21 protein-coding genes are annotated in these 21,477 nt (G+C 59.3%); 17 read left to right on the top strand and 4 right to left on the bottom strand.

The genetic code is table 11. The features are described 5' to 3' along the window. The first annotated feature begins 7 nt into the window (after positions 1 to 7). From ACTIEN_RS17675 to ACTIEN_RS17625, 11 genes are all read left to right on the top strand, one after another. The gene (locus tag ACTIEN_RS17675) at positions 8 to 958 is read left to right on the top strand and encodes a sugar ABC transporter substrate-binding protein (RefSeq protein WP_439524474.1); all 951 of its coding nucleotides are present in this window, start codon (positions 8 to 10) and stop codon (positions 956 to 958) included. Positions 959 to 1,035: 77 nt separating this feature from the next. Further along, on the top strand, positions 1,036 to 1,833 hold the full coding sequence (locus ACTIEN_RS17670; protein WP_439524473.1) for an SDR family oxidoreductase: 798 nt from the start codon (positions 1,036 to 1,038) through the stop codon (positions 1,831 to 1,833). Between the two features lie 33 nt (positions 1,834 to 1,866). Continuing rightward, positions 1,867 to 2,841 carry an ABC transporter permease gene (locus ACTIEN_RS17665; protein ID WP_439524472.1) on the top strand — a complete coding sequence of 325 codons (975 nt, stop codon included), beginning with the start codon at positions 1,867 to 1,869 and terminating at the stop codon, positions 2,839 to 2,841. Positions 2,842 to 2,852: 11 nt separating this feature from the next. Further along, positions 2,853 to 3,845 carry an ABC transporter permease gene (locus ACTIEN_RS17660; protein WP_439524471.1) on the top strand — a complete coding sequence of 331 codons (993 nt, stop codon included), beginning with the start codon at positions 2,853 to 2,855 and terminating at the stop codon, positions 3,843 to 3,845. Further along, complete coding sequence (locus tag ACTIEN_RS17655) at positions 3,842 to 5,353, top strand: sugar ABC transporter ATP-binding protein (protein ID WP_439524470.1); 1,512 nt, start codon at positions 3,842 to 3,844, stop codon at positions 5,351 to 5,353. Before ACTIEN_RS17660 ends, ACTIEN_RS17655 begins: the two co-directional genes overlap by 4 nt. Position 5,354: 1 nt before the next feature. Continuing rightward, positions 5,355 to 6,224 (top strand): NAD(P)-dependent oxidoreductase, encoded by an 870-nt coding sequence (locus ACTIEN_RS17650; protein ID WP_439524469.1) that lies wholly within the window; start codon positions 5,355 to 5,357, stop codon positions 6,222 to 6,224. After that, a complete protein-coding gene (locus ACTIEN_RS17645; RefSeq protein WP_439524468.1) occupies positions 6,221 to 6,937 on the top strand; it encodes a ThuA domain-containing protein in 717 nt (238 codons plus the stop codon). Before ACTIEN_RS17650 ends, ACTIEN_RS17645 begins: the two co-directional genes overlap by 4 nt. A 292-nt stretch (positions 6,938 to 7,229) precedes the next feature. Further along, the gene (locus ACTIEN_RS17640; RefSeq protein ID WP_439524467.1) at positions 7,230 to 8,261 is read left to right on the top strand and encodes an SIS domain-containing protein; all 1,032 of its coding nucleotides are present in this window, start codon (positions 7,230 to 7,232) and stop codon (positions 8,259 to 8,261) included. Further along, positions 8,258 to 9,415, top strand: a complete 1,158-nt coding sequence (gene nagA / locus ACTIEN_RS17635) for an N-acetylglucosamine-6-phosphate deacetylase (RefSeq protein WP_439524466.1) — start codon at positions 8,258 to 8,260, stop codon at positions 9,413 to 9,415. Before ACTIEN_RS17640 ends, nagA begins: the two co-directional genes overlap by 4 nt. A 177-nt stretch (positions 9,416 to 9,592) precedes the next feature. Further along, on the top strand, positions 9,593 to 10,540 hold the full coding sequence (locus ACTIEN_RS17630; protein WP_439524465.1) for a DnaJ C-terminal domain-containing protein: 948 nt from the start codon (positions 9,593 to 9,595) through the stop codon (positions 10,538 to 10,540). Beyond that, positions 10,537 to 10,869: a chaperone modulator CbpM gene (locus ACTIEN_RS17625; RefSeq protein WP_439524464.1), complete on the top strand. Its 333-nt coding sequence runs from the start codon at positions 10,537 to 10,539 to the stop codon at positions 10,867 to 10,869. The genes ACTIEN_RS17630 and ACTIEN_RS17625 overlap by 4 nt, the downstream gene beginning before the upstream one ends. A gap of 29 nt (positions 10,870 to 10,898) precedes the next feature. Here ACTIEN_RS17625 and ACTIEN_RS17620 read toward each other — a convergent pair whose 3' ends face one another. Further along, a complete protein-coding gene (locus ACTIEN_RS17620; RefSeq protein WP_439524463.1) occupies positions 10,899 to 11,570 on the bottom strand; it encodes an FkbM family methyltransferase in 672 nt (223 codons plus the stop codon). Between the two features lie 275 nt (positions 11,571 to 11,845). Here ACTIEN_RS17620 and ACTIEN_RS17615 point away from each other — a divergent pair, with 275 nt between their 5' ends. Next, a complete protein-coding gene (locus ACTIEN_RS17615) occupies positions 11,846 to 12,595 on the top strand; it encodes an endonuclease/exonuclease/phosphatase family protein (protein ID WP_439524462.1) in 750 nt (249 codons plus the stop codon). On the opposite strand, the gene ACTIEN_RS17610 is transcribed toward ACTIEN_RS17615, so the two are convergent. The 3 genes from ACTIEN_RS17610 to ACTIEN_RS17600 form a co-directional block, all read right to left on the bottom strand. Further along, on the bottom strand, positions 12,592 to 14,100 hold the full coding sequence (locus ACTIEN_RS17610) for a glucan biosynthesis protein G (RefSeq protein ID WP_439524461.1): 1,509 nt from the start codon (positions 14,098 to 14,100) through the stop codon (positions 12,592 to 12,594). The two genes, ACTIEN_RS17615 and ACTIEN_RS17610, sit on opposite strands and share 4 nt — an antisense overlap. Then, complete coding sequence (gene mdoH / locus ACTIEN_RS17605) at positions 14,097 to 15,635, bottom strand: glucans biosynthesis glucosyltransferase MdoH (RefSeq protein WP_439524460.1); 1,539 nt, start codon at positions 15,633 to 15,635, stop codon at positions 14,097 to 14,099. The genes ACTIEN_RS17610 and mdoH overlap by 4 nt, the downstream gene beginning before the upstream one ends. 141 nt (positions 15,636 to 15,776) lie before the next feature. Beyond that, a complete protein-coding gene (locus tag ACTIEN_RS17600) occupies positions 15,777 to 16,334 on the bottom strand; it encodes a cytochrome b (protein WP_439524459.1) in 558 nt (185 codons plus the stop codon). 97 nt (positions 16,335 to 16,431) lie between these two features. Here ACTIEN_RS17600 and ACTIEN_RS17595 point away from each other — a divergent pair, with 97 nt between their 5' ends. The 5 genes from ACTIEN_RS17595 to ACTIEN_RS17575 all read left to right on the top strand — a co-directional run. After that, positions 16,432 to 17,187: a CDP-alcohol phosphatidyltransferase family protein gene (locus ACTIEN_RS17595; protein ID WP_439524458.1), complete on the top strand. Its 756-nt coding sequence runs from the start codon at positions 16,432 to 16,434 to the stop codon at positions 17,185 to 17,187. Further along, complete coding sequence (locus tag ACTIEN_RS17590) at positions 17,184 to 18,821, top strand: sulfatase-like hydrolase/transferase (protein WP_439524457.1); 1,638 nt, start codon at positions 17,184 to 17,186, stop codon at positions 18,819 to 18,821. The genes ACTIEN_RS17595 and ACTIEN_RS17590 overlap by 4 nt, the downstream gene beginning before the upstream one ends. A 41-nt stretch (positions 18,822 to 18,862) precedes the next feature. Further along, positions 18,863 to 19,771 carry a lysylphosphatidylglycerol synthase transmembrane domain-containing protein gene (locus tag ACTIEN_RS17585; protein WP_439524456.1) on the top strand — a complete coding sequence of 303 codons (909 nt, stop codon included), beginning with the start codon at positions 18,863 to 18,865 and terminating at the stop codon, positions 19,769 to 19,771. A 102-nt stretch (positions 19,772 to 19,873) separates the two neighbouring features. Then, positions 19,874 to 20,869: an ABC transporter substrate-binding protein gene (locus ACTIEN_RS17580; protein WP_439524455.1), complete on the top strand. Its 996-nt coding sequence runs from the start codon at positions 19,874 to 19,876 to the stop codon at positions 20,867 to 20,869. Then, positions 20,859 to 21,477, top strand: a 619-nt coding sequence (locus tag ACTIEN_RS17575; RefSeq protein ID WP_439524454.1) for an ABC transporter ATP-binding protein, incomplete at its 3' end; no start/stop codon positions are given. The genes ACTIEN_RS17580 and ACTIEN_RS17575, both read left to right, overlap by 11 nt.

The following is a 21,477-nucleotide window of genomic DNA, read 5'->3' as shown; positions in this document are numbered from 1 at the left end:
CCAGAATATGAAAAAGACCCTTACCGCAGCGCTGTTTGCATCCACCGCAATGGCGGGCACCGCGATGGCGCAAGATGTGATGACCATCGGCATCACGCAGAACAACGTCGGCGTGGACAGCTATCAGACGACCTACGAAAAAGCCTTTATCGAAGCGACTGGCGCCGACGACAGTGTTGAGGCGGTTGTTCTGGATGCGGGCGGTGACGTGGCGCGCCAGATCGCGCAGATGGAAGACCTGATCCAGCAGGAAGTCGATGCCATCATCATCTGGCCGACAAATGGCGAAGCTGTGATCCCTGCCGTTCGCAAAGCGCACAGCGCTGGTATCCCGGTAATCGTCACCAATTCGAACATTGCCGAGCAGGGCTTTGATTTCGTGGCCAGCTTCTCGGGCCCGGACAACATCACCCAGGGGTCGCGCTCTGCCGAGATCATGTGCGACAAGTTCAAGGACATGGGTATCGAAAACGAAGCGCGTGTTGTGCAAATCTCGGGTCAGCCGGGCTACACCACGGCAATCGAGCGCCAGCAAGGTTTCGACGAGCGTCTGCCCGAAGTGTGCCCGAACGTGACACTGGTCGAAACGCAGCCGGGTGACTGGAACCGCGAAAAGTCGCAGCAGGTCATGGAAGCGTTCCTGGTCAAGTATGACGACATCGACGGCGTCTATGCCGGCGATGACAACATGGGCGTTGGCGCTTTGAACGCGGCCAAGGCAGCGGGACGCGAAGGCATCATCTTTGTCGGTGCGACCAACTTCTCCGTTGGTTACGAAGCGATGGCTGCTGGCGATTACTGGGGCTCGATCTACCAGTCTCCGGTTGATGACGCCGAAGCCGCCTTGAAGACCGCGATTGATGTTCTGAATGGCGAGGACGTGCCGTTCCTGAACTATTTCGACACTCCGAAGATCACACAGGATAACATGGACGAGTTCACCAAACCCGTCTTCTGATCTCCTCCCTGAATGCGCGGGGCGGTCCGTCCGCCTCGCGTGTTTTGGACCTCTTCAAAGCAAAATAGGTGGGCGGGATGACAGGAGTCTCGGGACGGTCGTGTATTGTGACCGGAGCGGCGCAGGGCATTGGCCGCGCGATTGGCGAAGCGCTGGTAGCCGAAGGCGCGAATGTCTGTTTCGCTGATATCAATTCCAACAAAGTGGCCGAGGTGGCCGATGCAAACGTGGCCCGTGCGGCCGATATCGGATGTTCGGTGGCCCATGCCGCAGTCGATGTGACCGACCGCGAGCAGGTCAAAGCGATGATCGCCCATGCGGTTGAATCGTTCGGCAGGCTGGACGTCAAGTTTAACAATGCCGGTGTCAACAAGCCGATGAATTTCCTTGATGTGACTGAGGAAAACTGGAATTTTATCATGGGTATCAATGGACTGGGTTGCATGATCGGTATGCAGGAAGCCGCCCGTCAGATGATCGTGCAAGGTGGCGGTGGCAAGATCATCAACACGGCGAGCATCGCCAGCAGGCAAGGCTTTGACAACGTGGCCCCGTATTGCGCCAGCAAATGGGCCGTCGTTTCGCTGACGCAATCGGGCGCGCGGGACTTGGCCAAACATGATATAACAGTCACAGGATTTGCCCCAGGTGTGGTTGCCACCGAGATGTGGGAACAGGTCGATCAGGATCTGATGGACATTGGCGCGGCAGAGCGTCCGGGGCAGGCAATGGAAGAGTTCTCTTCCGAGATTTTGCGAGGGCGCGTCGCCCGCCCTGAAGATATTACCGGGACCACGACGTTCCTGGCCTCAAGAGCCAGCGATTACATGACCGGTCAGATTGTGATGATCGACGGGGGAATGACTTTGGTGTGATGGCGCAAGAGCCAGCACCTTTGGGAGGGAAAAATGGCAGAACTGACGAAACAGGGCATCGGAGGATTCCTTGCCCGACAAGGCATTCTGGTTGCCTTTGCGTTGTTTATGATCGGTTTCGCGCTGGCAAATCAGCGCTTTATCGCAATTGACAATATTTCTGGGGTGATCCGGTCGTCGGCCATTTTGGGTGTGATGGCACTTGGGGTCACCTTTGTGGTGATCGGCGGAAATCTTGATCTGTCCGTCGGGTCCATGATGTCCTTCTCCACCATTGTTGTCCTCGATCTGCACGACAAGCTGGGGCCGACGCTGGCCATTCCTGCAATGTTCGGTCTGACCCTCGCTCTGGGGGCGTTCATCGGCTTTCTGGTCGGATATCTCAAACTCAATTCGCTGATCGTCACGCTTGGGATGCTCTCGGCCATCCACGGCCTGACACTGACGTGGTCGGGTGGTCAGAACATGGACATCGCCGACAAGAGCGGGACTTGGTTCTCGGTCTTCGGGCAAGGCAGCGTCGCAGGTGTGCCGGTGCCAATCCTGATCTTTGCAGGCCTGGCGATTGTCCTGAGTCTTGTTCTGGCCAAGACACCTTTTGGCCGAAAGGTCTATGCGGTGGGTGGCAACGGCAAGGCCGCAACCTTTTCGGGCATCCCGCGGGCGCGGGTCGTGTTCCTGACCTACCTGATTTCGTCCTTCTGCGTGGCCTGTGCCGGTCTCTTGCAGGCCAGCCGCAGTCTGGGCAGCCAGAACACCGTTGGGCAGGGGCTCGAACTCGAAGTGTTGGCCGCTGTCATCCTTGGGGGAGCATCGCTGCTGGGCGGGTCGGGCACGATCTTCAAGACCGTGATCGGCGTGCTGATCCTTGGTTTTATCCAGAATGGACTACTTCTCGTGGGCCTCGCGTTCTACGTCCAATACGTCGTTACCTGGGTGATCATCATCCTGGCGGTGTGGCTGGATATCGCGGCCAAACGGGGCCGTCTCTGGTCACAGATTGCTTGAGGAGCTGAGTGATGAACAAGGAAACCCTACTCAAGCAAGGCGCGATCTGGGCGTTTATCGTGGTCGAGCTGATCTTTTTCTCAATTGCCGGGTCGTATCTGTCGGTGTCTGACAGCGCCTTCATGGATTTCGACAACATGCTGTTGTTGCTCAAGCAATCAGCGCCGATCGGGATCATTGCGCTTGGCATGACAATCGTCATGATCAACGGCAATATCGATCTGTCTGTCGGTGCCACCTATGCGCTTTCAGCAATCGTTCTGCTGGACAGCATGACATGGCCTTTCATGCAGGCCATGGGTGATTGGGCGATCCCGTTGGCGTGGGTCTTTGCGCTCCTGACGGGAACAATTTTGGGTGCCATCAACGGACTGATCGTTTGGAAAACCGGCGTAGATGCCTTTATCGTCACGCTGGGAGCGATGCTGGGCTATCGCGGTCTGGTCTTCATGTATAACGGGGAACAACCCACCAGCCACCTGAATTGGACACTGGTCGATTTCGCCGAGGCGCAGTTTCTGGGGCTGCACACCGCGACATGGTTCCTGTTGGGCGCAGCCCTGGTGTTGTGGCTGTTGATGACCAAGACCGTGCATGGCCGCAACGCCTATGCCATCGGCAACAACCGCGAAGCTGCGGTGAATGCGGGTATCAGAGTGGGCCCACATTTCCTGTGGAATTTCATGCTGATCGGGTTTCTGGCCTCGCTGTCTGCGGTGGTGTTCTATTCGGAATCCGGTTCGGTCAATCCGAATGACGGGATGCTCTACGAACTCTGGGCGATCACCGCTGTCGTTCTGGGGGGGACAAAGCTGACCGGGGGCTACGGTTCTATCATTTCTACATTGGGTGGTGTGATTGCGATCCAGCTTCTGCGCAAAGGGCTTGGCTATATTGGTGCCGATACAGAAACGGTCAACCTTGTCATCGGTCTGATCCTGATCGCCGTTCTGTTTCTGGATCGCCAGTTGAACCGCAAGGGAAAAGAGGAGTTGAAGACATGACCGATAAAACCCCGGTTCTGCGTCTTGAAGGCATCGTCAAGACCTTTCCCGGCGTGCGCGCTCTGGATGGTGTGTCCTTCGGCGTCCTGCCCGGAGAAGTCCATGCTCTGATGGGCGAAAACGGCGCTGGCAAATCGACCTTGATGAAGGTCCTCGGTGGTATCCACCAGCCTGATGAGGGTCAGATCTTCATTGCCGAGGAACCAACGATCATGACGTCGCCGATGCACGCAAAGGCGAAAGGCGTGGTTTTTATTCATCAGGAACTGAGCCTTGCTGACGAACTGACGGTTGCAGAGAACATCTTCCTCGGAGAGCTGCCGTTGAAATCATTTTCCCGGGTCGATTGGGGCAAGCTGTATGCGGACACCAATGCAATCCTCAAGACGCTGAACGTCGGCTTTGATGCCAAGACCCGTGTCGGAGACCTGTCGATTGCCAATCAGCAGATGGTCGAGATTGCCCGCGCGCTGACGGTTGATCCGCGTGCGGTGATCTTTGATGAACCGACAGCATCGCTGACGGATGCGGAAAAGGTCGTGCTGTTCGACGTGATCTCGGAATTGCAGGCCAAGGGGGTAGGGATCATCTATATCTCGCACCGCATGGAAGAAATCTTCAAAATGACCGATCGGATCAGCGTTCTGAGAGACGGTCAGTACCGCGGAACCTTGATCACGCGCGACACCAACGAAGACGAAGTCACACAGCTGATGATCGGACGCAGCCTTGATCTGTCGCGCAACGAAAGTCACCACGAAATGGGTGAAATAGCCCTTGAAGTGCGTGGGCTGAGCTGTGGCAATCTGTTCCGGGATGTGAATTTCAATGTCCGCAAGGGTGAAGTGCTTGGCTTTTATGGCCTTGTCGGCGCCGGTCGCACCGAGATTGCCGAGACAATCTTTGGTTTGCGGGCGCCGTCATCCGGCCAGATCTTCCTGAAGGGACAGGAGGTCAGGATCAACTCTCCGATCGACGCCATTGGTCACGGCATTTCGCTGGTCCCGGAAGATCGCAAAGGGCAGGGGCTTGTTCTGGGGATGAACTGCCGGGACAACATGACCTTGCCACAGGTGGACGATCTGACCGCCGGTCCCTTTGTCAGCGATGGCGCGGAAATCGCGATCTTTGATCAGTACCGGGACAAGCTGGATATCCGCACACCCGGCTGGAAGCAGACCGTGGGCAACCTGTCAGGTGGCAACCAGCAGAAGATCGTGATTGGCAAATGGCTGTCGATGCGGCCCGAGGTTCTGATTGTGGACGAACCGACCCGTGGGATCGACGTTGGGTCAAAGTCCGAAATTCACAATCTCATCCGCGATCTGGCCGCCCAGGGTTTTGCGGTGATCGTGATCAGTTCGGAAATGCCAGAAGTGCTGCATGTCTCTGACAGGATCGTTGCGATGTATTCCGGGCAGGTGATGCGCGAATTCACGTCCGAGGAAGTCACCGAAGACAGCTTGATTCAGGCGATTTCCGGGATCACCGGCGACAAGGTAGCCTGACATGCGCGTTGGCTTTGCCGGTCTTGGCCGCATGGGCTCGCACATGGCGGAAAACCTTGTGTCGGTCGGGCATGACGTCACGGTTTGGAATCGTTCGCCCGACAAGGCAACGGCGTTGTCGGCCAAGACAGGCTGCGCTGTTGCTCGGTCTCCTGCAGAGCTTGCTTCCGCAACCGACGTTGTGGTGACCATGCTCGCGGACGATCCGTCGTCCGAGGTGGTTCACATGGGGGCAGACGGCCTATTCAAGGGTCGGGGCGCGCGCATTTTCGTTGAAATGGGGACCATGAGCCCGGATCACATCCGCGCGCTGGCTAACGCGGCCCCCGAAGGATGTCTGGTGATTGACGCGCCTGTATCCGGCGCAACTCAAGCGGCGGCGGATGCGCAGCTTTTGATCATGGCAGGATGCACCGAGGATGTGCTTTCGCATATCCGTCCGGTTCTGGATGCACTGGGCAAAGCCACGATCTGTCTGGGTGAAACCGGGTCCGGGGCGGTCATGAAACTCGCAGTCAATTCGCTGATCCACGGGCTGAACCAGACATTGGCCGAGGCGTTGACGCTTTCTGAAGCTGCTGGAATCGCCCCCGAAGCGGCATTCAAGGTGATTGAAAACAGCGCAGCCGCAGCGCCGATGTTGTCGTATCGCAAGCCGCTCTACCTTGATGAGGCAAACCACGATGTGACCTTCACGGTCGCGTTGGCGCGCAAAGACATGGAGGTGACGTCCGCGCTGGCGAAAACGCTGGGCACTGCGATGCCACAGGGCGAGGTCACGTTGCAAACGCTGCGACATGCCGAAACTGCGGGGTATGGCGCCCGCGACATGGCGGCGATGGTCAATTTCATGCGAAAGGACAGTGAATGAAAGCGGCACTCTTTGTTGGTGGCTGGGAAGGCCACACTCCGACACATTTTGCCGACTGGTACAAAGACCTTCTGCAAAACAATGGGTTCGAGGTCGACGTGTATGACACACTTGAACCTTTGGAACGCCCCGAAGACCTTGCCGATCTGGACCTGATTACGCCGATCTGGTCCTCGGCTCGCTCTGGCCATCAGGAAGAATTCGGCAATATGACCAAGCTGCAAGAGGACGGTTTGCTCAAGCTCATCGGCAATGGCTGCGGTCTTGCGGGATGGCATGGTCATATGGGGGATGCCTTCCGGGACCGGCCGACCTATCATTTCCTGATCGGGGGACAGTTCGTGGCCCACCCGCCGGGATGGCCTGACAACCTTCAGCCGCGCGAGGATTACATCGACTACGATGTGACCATCTGCCAACCGGATCATCCGCTTGTCAAAGGCATCCGCAGCTTCCGCATCACGTCAGAGCAGTATTACATGCTGACCGATCCGTCGAACAACGTGTTGGCGACAACCACCTTTTCCGGCGATCACCTGTGGTGGATCGAAGGCACCGTGATCCCGGTCACATGGACACGGCGCTGGGACAAGGGGCGGGTGTTCTATTGCTCGATCGGGCATGAACTCGATGATCTCAAGGTGCCGCAAGTGACCGAGATGATCCGGCGTGGCGCGATCTGGGCCGCTGAAGGCAAAGCGGCCGCACGTTGACGTGATCCGCGGCGCAAGTATCCAAGGCTTGGCAGCATAGTTGCGCGCCGCCCCTTCACAAACCGCCCCCGACACAAAGTCTGCAACGGCTGCTTGGCCGGGTGGTTGATTTCCGGATCACCAACGACACTGCTGGCCAGAGGTCAGGTTTTACCCCAGGCCTTGAGGATTGCAGTCCAATGTGATGCTCTGGCTTACGGACCGGCATCGGATTGGCAGCTTTAGAGGACTCCAGCGGCCGATTCTTGTCCGTCGTCGTTACCCTTCTTGCCAATGAACAGGACCGCTGAACATGACAACGCCTGAGAGCCGGATGCGGCGTGAAGTGCTTGAAATTCCGGTCGCGGTGAACCGGCTGTTGCAGGACGGAGGAGATGATATCCGCCGAGCCGCAGAGGCAATCCGCGCCAAAGCGCCGACATTCATGGTCAGCGTCGCACGAGGATCGTCGGATCATGTGGCGACGTATCTCAAATATGCGTCGGAATTGCTGATGGGAACGCCGATTGCCTCTGTCGGGCCGTCGATTGCCTCGATCTACAAACGCCAGCTGCATCTGGAGGGCAGCGTTTGCCTGTCGGTGTCGCAATCGGGCAAGAGCCCTGACATCGTGGAAATGGCGGGTATGGCGCAAGCAGGCGGGGCTTTGTCGATTGCGATAACGAACAACCCGGACAGCCCCTTGTCGGACGTCGCGGATCACACGTTGAACCTTCACGCAGGGCCAGAGTTGAGTGTGGCGGCCACCAAGACATTTGTGAACTCTGCCGTGGCAGGCATCTGGCTTTTCGCCGAATGGGCTGGCGATGAGACCCTGCTTGCCGCGATTCACGATCTGCCGTCCAAACTTCGGGATGCGGTTTCCATGGATTGGGCCGACGCCCGAGCGGTTTTGGGGGGGCGCAATTCGATTTTCTGTCTGGGGCGCGGGCCTGCCTATGCGATATCGAACGAGGCGGCGCTAAAGTTCAAGGAGACCTGTCAAATCCACGCGGAATCCTATTCTTCAGCCGAGGTGCTGCACGGACCTGTGTCGATCGTCGATGGCGGATTTCCCGTGATCGCTTTTGCGTCCGCTGACGACGCGGAAACCGCTTTGGCCAAGGTGGCGGACGAATTGGCCGTCAAAGGCGCGATGGTCTTTGCAACAACCGACAAGCTGCGTCACGCCTCGTCCCTGCCGACCGCGCGCACTGGGCATGCGTTGACCGATCCGATTGCCTTGATTGCCAGTTTTTACGCGATGGTCGAACAGATCGCCGTGGCGCGCGGGATCAATCCCGATGCGCCGCGCCATCTCAGGAAAGTGACCGAAACGGTATGAGTGAACGTGCCAAAGCGTATGTGGGCGCGCAGATCCATGATGGGCATGTGATCCATGACGGCCGCGCGCTTTTGGTGTCCAAAGACGTGGGGTTCCGCGTACTGCCGCTTGACGCTTTGCCGACGGATTGCGTCACGGAAACCCTTGATGGCGGGGTGATCACTCCGGGATTTGTCGATCTTCAGGTCAATGGCGGCGGTGGCGTGATGTTCAATGACGACCAATCGGTCGACACGTTGAACACGATGGCCAACGCCCACGCGGCCACCGGCACCTGTGCCTTTTTGCCAACCCTGATCACCGATACGCCCGCGCGCAGCCGGGCTGCCATTGCTGCGGTCGAGGACGCGATTGCACAGAAAGTCAGGGGTATTGTCGGCATCCACCTTGAAGGCCCGCATCTGTCCGTGGCTCGTAAAGGTGCCCACGATCCGCAATTGATCCGGCCAATGACTGACACGGACCTTGCGCTGATGCTCGAGGCTGCTGAAAGGCTGCCCAATGTGATGGTCACTGTCGCGCCGGAAAACACGACGATAAAGCAGATCAAGACGATGGCGCATGCCGGTATTGTGGTGTCGCTGGGACACACGGACGCGGATCGGGCGACCTGCCATGCGGCTTTCGATGCGGGTGCGCGCTGTGTTACACATCTGTTCAACGCGATGAGCCAGCTTGGCAGCCGCGAACCGGGGCTCGTTGGCGCAACGCTTGAACGCGGCGATATCTATGCTGGGCTGATCGCAGACGGGATCCACGTTCATCCCGGCACAATCCGCATTGCCCTCGCGGCCAAGCCGCAGTCCGACCGGGTGTTTCTGGTCAGCGATGCGATGGCCACCGCCGGGTCTCGGATCAATTATTTTACGCTTAACGGGCGCGAGGTGTTTCGCAAAGACAACCGGCTGACTCTGTTGGATGGCACTTTGGCCGGGGCTGATCTGACCATGCCCGGCGCGGTGTCGGTGATGATCGGCGCTGTGGGCGAAGGCTTGGAGAACGCCGTCCCGCGGGCCACATCCACCCCAGCCGCCCTTCTGCGCGACTCGTCCGGGCTTGGGTCATTTGGCGCTTCAACCCGGTCGGCAAACTACTTCAGGGATATCGGGTCTGCCAAAGACGTGACCAGGATACTGACATGTGAAAGCGCCTAGGCAGGCCAGCTTTCCATCCGGTGATCCGACGTTCCAAATGCGATCTTTGGAAGAGACTCGGCTGGATTGACCTGAATCAGTGAAGTCTGGCGCGCGATTCTGTTATTTCAGAAGAATCTGGGCCGTTTCGGGGTGGTGCCGCTGCAGGTGTGCCCAGATGCAAAGCAAGGAGTCGGGATGCCCAACGATCCGTATGAAATCCTCGGTCTGACAAAGTCGGCCAATGCGGACGAGATCAAGAAAGCGTATCGCAAACTGGTACGGACAAGCCATCCTGATCTGCACCCCGACGATGCAGATGCCGAGATGCGCTTCAAGGCGATCGCGTCGGCTTATGATCTGTTGAAAGACCCCGAAACCCGCGCGCGCTTTGACGCCGGAGAGATTGACGGACTTGGCGCAGAGCGCCCGCAACGGCAGTATTATCGCGATTTTGCGGATACGGCGGACAATGCTTACCATCACAGGCAGGGCTTTGGAGGCAACGCCGATCCGGCCGATATTTTTGCCGAGATTCTGCGCAACCGGGGTCGTGCGCGTGGCGGGGATGATTTCGCCGAGCGGGGTTTCCAGGCCGCCGGACCTGATGCGCGTTACACGCTCGAGGTGCCCTTTCTGGACGCGGCGCGGGGTGCTGAAACCCGGATCACCCTTCCGGATGGTCGCAGCCTGGCGGTGAAGATTCCACGCGGGACCGAAGACGGGCAAACTTTGCGGCTGCGGGGCAAAGGTGGCCCCGGCTATGGTGGTGGCCCATCCGGGGATGCGCTGATCACGGTTCTGGTAAAGCCCCATGCCATGTTTCGCCGCGAGGGTGACGATATCCTGCTGACGCTGCCAATCACCATCGACGAGGCTGTTCTGGGCGGCAAAGTAACCACGCCGACGATTGATGGCCCGGTCGGATTGACCGTTCCGCCGGGGGCAAGTTCGGGCCTTGTGCTGCGGCTTCGGGGACGCGGAATCGAGCGGGCCGGCAAAAAGACCAAGGGTGATCAAAAGGTCGAGTTGAAGGTCGTTTTACCGCCCACGCCGGACGATAGCCTGCGTGACTTCATGACGGAATGGCGCAAGACCCATGCGTTCGATCCGCGTGCAGATCTGCTGAAGGGGACAGTGGCATGACAGACCGGTATTCCGAAGACGATGTTGTCGTCGCCGTCACACGGCTCACCCGCACGCAGTTGGTCGGTTTTATCGACGGCGACCTGGTAAAGCCGCAACGCGCGCCTGACGGCTATGTGTTCCGCCGTGTCGATATCGCGCGGCTGGAACTGTTGTGCGATCTCTCACAGGACCTTGATCTGAACGAAACAGCGCTTGGCATCGTGGTTTCGCTTCTCGATCAATTGCATGCTGCGCGTCAGGATCTTGCTGATTTGGCACAGGCGATAGACACGTTGCCCGAGGATCTGCGCACCAGAATAGAGGCGGCACTGAAGAAACCGGATTGAGGCGTTGTTCGACCTGCCGCGATTTCATTTCAGCCAATGACCAGACGCGCAAAGACATCGCCCGAATTCGCTGCTTCCGGCAGGTGTCGAATTTCGGCTGCCATGTCAGATGGGCCGACCCAAGTCCGATGTCGAAGTTGGTGATCTTCGCCCAGACTCAGGTTGAACTCATAACGCCCCAGTTCGGTCAGGCGCGCGATACAGGCGTCGGCCACGTCGCGCTGTATGGTCGTGACCTCAAAGGACATGGCCGGAAGTGGAATGCTGAGACCCAGAAGAACGTCATGCTCGTGACCCTCAACGTCGATCTTTACGAAGTCGGGATGTCCATGGTCCGACACAAGCTGATCAAGGGTTGTAACCGGGACACGGACCTGTGCGTCCCATACCTCATCCTGCCACAAGCTGGCCGAACGTGCGGCAGAGACAAGCCCTTGTGATGCGGTGGAGACGGTTGGATTCCTCGAATTCACATACATGTCGATTTCACCGCGCGTCGCACCAGCTGCCATACATCGCAGGACAGCGTTTGGATGTCGCCCATGGATGAGCCTCAGCGCGCGAAACACCAGCGGTTGCGGCTCCAACGCGACGACGGTGGCCCCCAGATCAAGAAAGCTTGCCGTTCGGTCACCGACATGCGCGCCGATGTCGAACGCCAATCCGCCATTGGGCACAAACTGGCTGTTGAGGCGGGTCATTCGGCACGTTCGGGCATCATCGCGGTAATAGACATCCAGAGACCGCCCTATTGCGGTCGTTCGCTCTTTGGTTCTGGAATGCAATGCCTTTGGCACCTTTCCGGACGTATTCTGTTTGTCTGGAATCATCGTTCTTTGTGTGCTCCTTCTGTGCCCGATGACACACGAAATAGCGTCATTGCCTGAACCGGCACCACTGGATTTGCAAGTCTTGCTGCAACCGGGTGTCGGTTCCCCGGCTTGCTTGCGGTGACAAAACAGGACACTCCTCGTCTATGGAAGTACGGTCCGACGTCTTTAAGTGTATCAGTTGGAACATCCATCGGGGTCGCGGCAATGACGGGATCGTCGATGCTACGCGCACGCTTGGCGTTCTGAAAGACGAAGTTTGGACCCCCGGAAACGAGGCGCTGATCCTTCAGGAAGCAGATGAAGAGACACCACCCCATCGCGGGCTGCTGGATATTGCCGGACTGGAGACCGAAACGGGTCTGATTCATGTTCATGGTGAAGCTGGCACGCGGTGGGGTTTGGAAAGCCACGGATTCCTGGGGGTCATCGTGTTTCTTGCACCGTCGCTGCGGGTGGAAGACATTGTTCTTCTTGACCTGCCGGGGCACTGCCACCGCGGGGCCGTGATCGTCGATGCCGACCGCGATGGACGCAAGCTTCGGTTGATCGGGACACATCTTTCCCTGTCACAGGGGCTGCGCATCGCCCAGTTGCGCACGCTTGGACAGCATCTTTTCCGGCGTGAACCGCGCCAGACAATCCTGTGTGGGGATTTGAACGAATGGCGCCCTTGGGGTGGACTTGCGCTGTCCCGTCGCGTGCTTGGGATGGAGTTTTCAGGCCCCACGCGGGCGACATTTCCGGTGGGTTGGCCGGTCTTGCCGCTTGATCGCGTGCTTGCAACAGCGCCCGGACGGGTCCAGAGCCTGCGCGTGCTGGATGGGCCTGGCATTCGAATGGCGTCAGATCACAGGCCGCTGGCGGCAGAGATTGCACTGGGCGGTCATGCCTAGACACCCCCGTCACGGGCGCGCGTCCAGCGGTGAAGCCAGACAGGATGCGAAACACCTCCTGCCGCGTCTCGCAAGGTCAACCGCAATTCGGCGCTTTCGGTGGAATTCGGCGTCAGCAGAAACGTCACCCGCGTTCCCCGCCCATCGGGAAGGGCAAAAAGACTTGCACCGGAAATTTCGGCATCGCCTGTCGTGGTCACATCCGGGGTCAAACCAGCGGGGTCGCTTGCGAAATCAATCACATAGCGCCGTGTGCCGGGACGGTCATGTTCGCGCCCGCTGCGCGTTTCGATCTTGCCCGTGAAGGTCCGGGTGCCTGGAACCGAGGCGGTCCAGGTCAGGGCATAGTCATAGCGATGCGCGCTTCCTGCTGCCAGCGGCGCGGCCGGTCGCCAGAATGCCACGATGTTGTCCATGAATTCATCGCCAGTGGGTATCTCGACAAGCGTGACCGCACCCGAGCCCCAGTCGCCTTTAGGTCGCACAATTGCAGAAGGTCGGTCATGATAGCGCGCCTCTGTGTCCTGATAATCCTCAAACGCGCGCGCCGTCTGGAACAGGCCAAAGCTGTTTGGTGCGGTGTCGGCAAAGGCCGAAGTTTCCAGTCTCGCCGGGTTTGCAATGGGACGCCACAGAACCTCACCGGCGCCGTTTTCGATAACCAGCACATCGCTGTCATGAACACGCGGGCGAAAGTCGTCCGACACCGAGGCATGCAGCGGACCCTTGAGATACATGGATGTCAGCGGCGCGAGTCCGATATCCGGAATATCCACACGCGGGAAAATGGTAACGCTGACATCCATCGCCGTCTCCATCCCCGGTGTCAAAGTGAGATCAAGATGGCCTGCCAGCGACGGACTGTCGATCACGGCTTCAAGACGGATGGACCCGTCAGAGCCCGGATACAGACGGAGTCGGGTGAATCGGGGAAACTCTTCGGGTTTCGGACCACCGGTGCCGAGTGCAACGGCGCGCGCCGAAAGCCCATAGGCCATGGCCTGTCCAATTGCGCGGAAATAGCTGGCCCCTTGCATGACCATCACTTCGTCCAGGCGGTCGGACGCATTCAGGGGATGGCGCAGGCGCAGACCGGCAAACCCCGCGCCCGGCGCGGAGTCCGGGACATTGTCGAAATAGCGCTGATCAAAGCTGAAGAGGTCGGTCGAAAAAGGCACCGTGTTCAAAGCGTTGGAACCGGCGAATTCTATCTGCACCGGATCAGGAAAGTAGAGACCCGGCGGAAGCAGATCGACGGCCCAGTTGTTGCCCATTGACAGCATCGCTGCGCGACCCGGAATGGGCCGGATCGCGCGATAGGCGTCATAAGTCAGGTTGGCGAATGGCGGGGGCAGGGGAACTGCGTTTGGCGAATACGGTTGACCCGCCAATTCGCGGGCTGCCGCCAAAAGGCTATCGGGTTCGGTTGGATTGGCAAAGACATGGACCGGAGGGATCGCAACAGTCGCTCCAAGAGCGGCGAGAAACGGACGTCGCGCGATCATGCCGGCGCATCCAGGTATCGGATGAGTGCCGGAGCGCTGACCAGGGGCAGGATCAAAGGCGCAAGCCAATAGACCGTTGTCTCTGTACCGACGATCAGCGCCAGACCAAGGATCGCCACTCCGGAAAGCGCTTCAAGCGCGCCGACAGGCAGCGATAATTTGAAGGATGCGCCAGATTTCCAGCCACAATCCCGACCGAGCAACACAGAGGCAATCGACACGGTTTGCCGGATCATCACAAGCGGTGCGAGTAGGGCCGAAATGACGATCTCCGAAATGGCAGCGCGCAAGATCAGCGTGCGTCGACCAAGAGTCCGGGCGCGGGACAAAAGACCGGGCAGGGCGCAAAGCTTGGGCAAGAGAAGCAGGATGGCCACCAGGGCAAAGGGCAGACCTCCTGCCACCGTGACGGCGCCCGACGCAATCATCGCCATCAGGACAAGCCAGATCGGCGCCGCGAGATAGCTGAACACGCCTGACAGGAAATGGAAGCGGCTGATCGGATGCAAGCCCCGTTCGGTGAGCAGGCGGACGTGTTGCAAATTGCCTTGGCACCAGCGCCGGTCGCGACGGTGGAACGCTTCGAGGGTCTGCGGTGCCATTTCAGCGCTTCCCGCAAGGCAGGGGTCAAGTTCAACGGCCCACCCGGCTCGACGCATCCAGGCTGCCTCGACAAAATCGTGACTGAGAATGGCGCCGCCCAGAGGGGCCTGTCCTGACAGCATCGGAAGACGCGCCGCAGAACGAAAAGCCGAGACCCGCATGATCGCGTTGTGGCCCCAGTAATTGCCTGTACGTCCGGTCCAAACCGCAAACCCCCGGACAAAATTCGGAGACAGAAAGCGGGATGAGACACGCTGATGCCGGTCAAAGCGGGTCTTGCCCGGTGCCAGCGATATGCCCGCCTGCAACAAGCCGGTATTGGGTCGCGCCTCCAGTGTGCGGATCATGTCGCATATTCGCAGTGCGCTCATGCGACTGTCGGCATCGAGAACCAGCATGAACTCGAATCCGTCCCCGTGTTCATGAAGCCAGTCGGCAATGTTTCCGGGTTTACGACCCGTGTTCACCATCCGGCGGCGATACGAGATTTCGGAACCGGCAATCATCGGCTGCAGCGCCGCTTCCTCGGCCGCGATGGCATCTGTGCCAGACGTGTCGGAAAGGACAAATATGGGGGTCGCGTCTGCCGTTGTCGCACGATCAAGAGCCGTCCGCAGGTTCAAGAGGTATCGCGCGACGGGTTCGGGTTCTTCGCCGCACAGCGTCACGAGGATCGCCGTTTTGGCAGATGTATCCCATCCGCCCAGCATCGCGGGAAGCCCGCGATGGGATGTCTTTGGAAACATCACCCCGACAAGCGCCGTGGCGGCTCCTCCGGCGATCCAGACCGCGCTGGCAAAGACAAGCGGAATGGCCATCACGGCCATCGGCGTCCATGCTGTGATCGAACCCGCAAACGCAACCAAGACAATCGAGGCAAATCCAACCGTCATCCCGACGAACCAGACGCGCGGGTTCAGCCGGCCTGTCACCGGCCGTGTCGTCGCGCGAAAAAAAGAGTCGGCTAGAGACATCGTGGTCTGGACCTATCAGTCAGGGCGGTTTCGCCGACGACATCCGTCGGCAACATCAGCGTCTGAGGTATGGCAGACACAATCGGAGGCAAGAGCACGCTAGGTGGCGCCACCACCAAACGGAGGCCACATGCGCGAAAAGATGCCGTCTCGTCGAATGATGCCGTGAAACAGTGCAGCACCGATATGCATCGCGATGACCACTCCAATGGCGATCGCACCGTAGAAATGCAGCGTCTTGGCCACTTCGGCCAGCGCGTCGGAGCGGGGCACAAGCGCGGGAACACCCAATGCATCAAGCGATTCAATCGGAAAACCGCCTGCTCTCACGCGGATGTATCCCAGCAGCGGCATCGCGACCAAAAGACCATACAGCGCCATATGGGTCGCATCGGCAATCTTGTGTTGCCACGCCGGGACCGTGTCCGGCAGCGGCGGTGGTGGCCGCAAACGCCGATAGGCGATGCGCGCAATGATGAGAAGCAGCAACAACGTTCCGACGTTTTTGTGAAATATAAACAACGTGTTCTGCAAGGATCGGTCAAGCCCTTCTTGCACCATGATCACGCCCGCAGGGATCATCATGAGAACGAGGAGTGCCATCACCCAATGAAGGATGCGAGCAGGGGAATTGTAACGAGTGATCAAATCTGACATGGCATTTCCTTATCCGCATCGAGTTAGCGGCATTGGTTATCGTTTCAAGCTAGATACATCGCTCTTGACAGGGTGCGCGGCGCACTAACTTCACTTCATGGCTTTTTCATACCCGCACAAGTCCAGACAGGCGCGACGCAAGCTTTTGCAGCTTGGTGTTTCTGGTCCGCTTGTCCAGTTTTGGATCATCGCAATCGCGGGCTTTGTCTTTCTCGTGGCCGTCGGGCCAGTTCTCTTTGCAAAATCACAGGGTCTGCCGGTGATGATCGGAGTGGGCGCGTATGCCTTGGGTGTCGCGTTGGCGGGTTGGTCGCTGCATCGCTTTTATCCGCATCAGGTGCTGGGACTGTGTAACGCGGTAACAATATTCCGGATGGTCCTGGTTGCCGTCCTTGTCAGTACGCTTTTTTCCGGCGCGGCAAATTCATGGGGCGTTTTCCTGGTCGCTGCTGCCGCCCTTGCACTTGACGGGGTGGACGGCTGGCTGGCGCGGCGCGCAAACCTCGTCTCGTCTTTCGGCGCGCGCTTTGACATGGAGGTCGACTCCGCACTGGCACTTGTTCTTGCCATACTGGCGTTTGTCAGCGGCAGTGCCGGACCTTTGGTGCTGATCCTTGGGGTGCCGCGATATGTGTTTGCGGGTGCCGGGCTGATTTTCCCATGGCTTAACGCGCCGCTGCCCGAGCGGTTCAGCAGGAAAGCGGTTTGTGTTCTACAGCTTGCCACACTGATCATGCTGCAACTGCCGTTCCTGCCCGCAATGGCGGCCAATCTGTGTGTGGTCATTGCCGTTCTGGCACTGATCTGGTCGTTTGAACGTGACGTGGTCTGGCTGCGGCGGAGACGCACATGACGCGCGTCGCAATATGGCCGATCCTGCGATTGGTTCTTGCCACCCTGGTTCTTCACCTGTTTCTGGTTCAGCCAAACCACCCCGCAGCGATGACTTGGGGCGCGCTGTTCGTGTTCCCGCTGGAACTTCCGGTGATTGTGTTTGGGCTGTTTGCACTTGGGGCCGGTTCACTTCGTCTGGGGGTCCGGGTGGCGCTGACCTTTGCGTTGACGTTGATTGCAGTTCTCAAAGCCGCAGACTTTGGCATGTTCACCGCGCTCACGCGTGGGTTCAATCCGGTTGCGGACCTGCCCTTGATCGACGCGTCGCTGCGACTGATGAGCGGAGCGTTGGGCCCCGTGTTGGCCGCCGGGGTCGTTGTTGGCGCCTTTGTGGTGACGACAATCGGCGCGTTTGCGATTTGGTGGGCGACCGGGGTCTGGGCCAAGACCACTCCCACCGTGAGCCTTGCGAGGGGCAGTGCGGTGGCTGCTGTCTTGGTCGCGGTCATTGCCGTGGCGGAAGTCGGAAAGACGATGGGCCGCTGGTCGTTGCCTTTCGCGCCCCCTGGCACGGCTTTCACCGCGCGAGTTGGCGTTGAGCGCATTGACATGGTGTTCAGCACTCTTGCCGACCTGCGGACGTTTCGCGCGGCTGCGATTGCTGATCCTTACACAGAGATGGACGGACTGCTGGATGCCATTGATCGTGATGTGCTGGTCATCTTTGTCGAAAGCTATGGTCGGACCAGTCTCGACACGCCGTTCTACGCGGAAATCCATCGCAACACGCTCGAGCAAAGCGCGGCCCGGCTTGGCGACCTTGGATTGTCCATGCGGTCCGGCCTGCTTGCCGCCCCGACGCGTGGTGGACAAAGCTGGCTGTCGCACGCGACCTTTGCCAATGGTCTTTGGATCAGCGATCAGACCCGCTATGGAGCCGCCCTTGCCAGTGGCCGCTCGACCCTGTTTCACATGGCGGATCGCGCCGGTTTCCGGACCGCTGCGGTGATGCCGCAGATCACCCTGGACTGGCCCGAGGCGGATTTCATGGGCTTCGAGACCGTTCTCGCGGCAAAGGATTTGGGCTATCGGGGGCTTCCGTTCAACTGGGTGACGATGCCGGATCAATATACCCTTGCCGCCGCAGACCGGCTTTTGCGAACGAATGACGACGACAGGCACCTGTTTGCGCAGATCGCGCTCAGCTCATCGCACGCGCCCTGGGTGCCCGTGCCAGAGCTTGTCGATTGGGAGGCAATGGGCGACGGTCAGATCTTCGATGCCATGGCGCTGTCGGGCGATGCGCCTGACGTGGTTTGGCGTGATCGCGACAGGGTCCGCGCGCAGTACAGATTGGCCATCGACTATGCACTGCGCAGCGTGTTCGACTACGCCGCGCGCCATGCCGAGGATCCTCCGCTCCTTTTCATCTTGGGTGACCATCAGGCTGCGGGCTTTGTCGCACTGGACGAACGCCCGGATGTGCCGATCCATGTTATCGGTCCCGAGCACCTTGTTTCAAAGGTCTCTGAATGGGGTTGGTCCGAAGGGCTTGTCCCGTCACCTGATACGCGGGTTGCTCCGATGGACCAGATGCGTGACATGATCCTCGATGTGTATACAGGTCGTGACACAGAGGAGACAGCGGGATGACGACGATCCCAAAGATCCCTTTTCCTCCCGCGGTGTTGCGTATGGCACAATTCGCGGTCGCCATCTGCCTGATGGTGATCATCTGGAATGTGGCCGATGGACCCGAAGCGCTGCGCATCCTGTTGAACGCCGATGCTGTCTGGCTTGTCGCCGCCTGCGCCGCGCTGACTGTGCAGACGGTTCTGTCGGCCCTGCGCTGGCGATTGACCGCGGCGCAGCTTGGGATTGTGCTAGATCCGGCTTTTGCCATTCGCGAATACTACATGGCCCAGATCGTGAACCAGTCTCTTCCGGGGGGCATGATCGGGGATGCGGGGCGGGCCGTCCGCGCGCGCGGGCAGGCGGGACTCTTGGCGTCGGGGCAGGCAGTGGTCTTTGAACGACTGGCGGGACAGATCGCGATGTTTGCGGTGATGGGGAGCGCGTTTCTGTTCACGCTTGTTGCGCCGGGCGGTTTCGAATGGCCGCAATGGCTGGCGATCCCTGTTGGCCTGATGATTGCGGCAGCGCTTGCGCTCCCCATCCTTGTCCTGATCGTGACACGGCTGCCGGGACTGATCGGGCGGAAGGCAAGGTCTTTTTGCCAGACCGTTGGAATTGCCCTTTGCGGCAGGCATGTCTTGCCGCGACAGGTCCTGCTGAGTATCGGAACGACCGTCTGCAACCTTTCGGCCTTCGCGTTCTGCGCAATGGCGGTAGGGGCGGGATTGTCGCTGGTGGCCATTATCGCACTTGTTCCGCTGATCCTGTTCACCATGTTGATCCCGATCTCCATGAGTGGCTGGGGTCTGCGCGAAGGGGCGGCGGCGGCGTTGTTTCCCTTGGCCGGGGCGTCCGCAAGTCACGGGCTGGCAACCAGTGTCGCCTTTGGCCTGATCTTCCTCATCTCCGTCTTGCCCGGTCTTGTTCCCATAGTGATGCGCCCGAATGCGCAGGAAGAGAAAATTTAGGCGTCACAAAGCTTTGATCGGTCTGGCGCGCGATTGAGCCGGCCAACACTTGCCAACTTGGAATGCAAACTTAGCCTTAGCGAACGAAAAGAGGTATATCGAATGAACACCATGATTTCACGGCGAACCCTTCTCTCTGGCGGTACGGCCGCTGCTGGCCTTGGCGCCGCAGGTCTTTGGCCACGCATGGCGCACGCGCAGGCGGCTGCAAGCCTGCAACTGTCCTGGCTGCACTCTGCGCAATTCGCAGGAAGCTATATCGCGTTGGATCGCGGCTACTGGTCCGATGCCGGACTAAGCGTGTCTCTGTTGCAGGGTGGACCCAATGCGCCTGTCGAACCGCCGGTTGTCTCTGGCACGGCCTTGGTCGGCATTTCGGCAGCGGATTACACCGCCGCGGCGGTAGAGCAGGGGGCACCTTTCAAAATCCTTGGCGTCGCCATGCAAAAGAACCCGTTTGTCGTGGCCTCATTGCCCGATAATCCGGTGAACGAACCTGCTGACCTTGTGGGAAAACGGATCGGGATGGCGCTTGCCAACACACCAGTGCTGCAAGCCTTGTGCAGTTTGAACGGGGTCGACATCAATGCGATCGAGATTGTCCCGACACAGTATTCGGCCCAGCCGCTCCTGTCGGGCGAAGTGGATTGTCTGCTTTGCTGGGAAACCGACCTTCCCATTGCGATGGCAATGCAGGGTGTGGAAAGCGTGACCATGCTGATGGCAGACCACGGTTATGCAGTTCATTCGCAGACCTACATCGCGACCGATGACAGTCTGGCCAACCGACGTGCAGATCTCGTGGCCCTGATGTCCGGCGAAGTCCGTGGATGGGAAGCCTACCGCGCAGACACCAAGGCGGCTGCCGCGCTGACGCTTGAAATGTATCCCGATGCCGGACTTGATCTTGCCACCCAAGAGCTTCAGGCTGAACGTCAGGTGCCGCTTATGTTCTCCGAGTTGACCGAGGCCAATGGCTTTGGATCGTGGACCGATGACGCGGTTGCCGCCAATATTGAAACCCTTGCGCTTCTGGGCCGAACCGTCACGCCGGACCTTTGGGACCGCTCTATCCTTGATGAGGTCCATGGCGCCTGATTCCACATCGCCACCCGAGGTTGTCTGTACCGGATTGGCCAAGACCTTCGACGGTCGGATCGAAGCGTTAAGGCCAACCGACCTGACCTTTGCCGCCGGGCAGACGACCGCCTTGGTCGGACCTTCGGGATGTGGGAAATCGACACTTCTGAGGCTGATAGCCGGGCTTGAAGACGCAAGCGCCGGGGACATCCTGATTGGCGGGCAGCCCCCGGCAGAGACATTGCGGCAGGCAGGCCTTTCTGTTGCCTTTCAGGATCCGTCCTTGCTGCCATGGCGGAGTGTGCGTGGCAATATCGAACTGGCGCTAGGGCTGGCGCGGCGCCCGGTGGTGCCACGCGAGATCGAAGAGCTGATACAGTTGGTGGGGCTGGATGGCTTTGCTGACACGCGGCCCGCAGAACTGTCCGGCGGCATGCGGCAGCGCGCGGCGATTGCACGCGCACTTGCGACCCAGCCAAAGCTGTTGCTTTTGGACGAACCATTCGGTGCGGTTGATGAACTCACCCGGCAACAATTGGCGCAGGATCTTCCCCGTCTCTGGGAGGCGCGCGGGACCACGACGTTGCTGGTCACCCATTCGGTGGGCGAAGCGGTGATGCTGTCCG

It is taken from the genome of Marivita sp. (assembly GCF_051859345.1).
In the GTDB taxonomy this organism is placed as follows: Bacteria; Pseudomonadota; Alphaproteobacteria; order Rhodobacterales; family Rhodobacteraceae; genus Marivita.
This window is presented reverse-complemented; position numbering and strand designations above follow the sequence as displayed.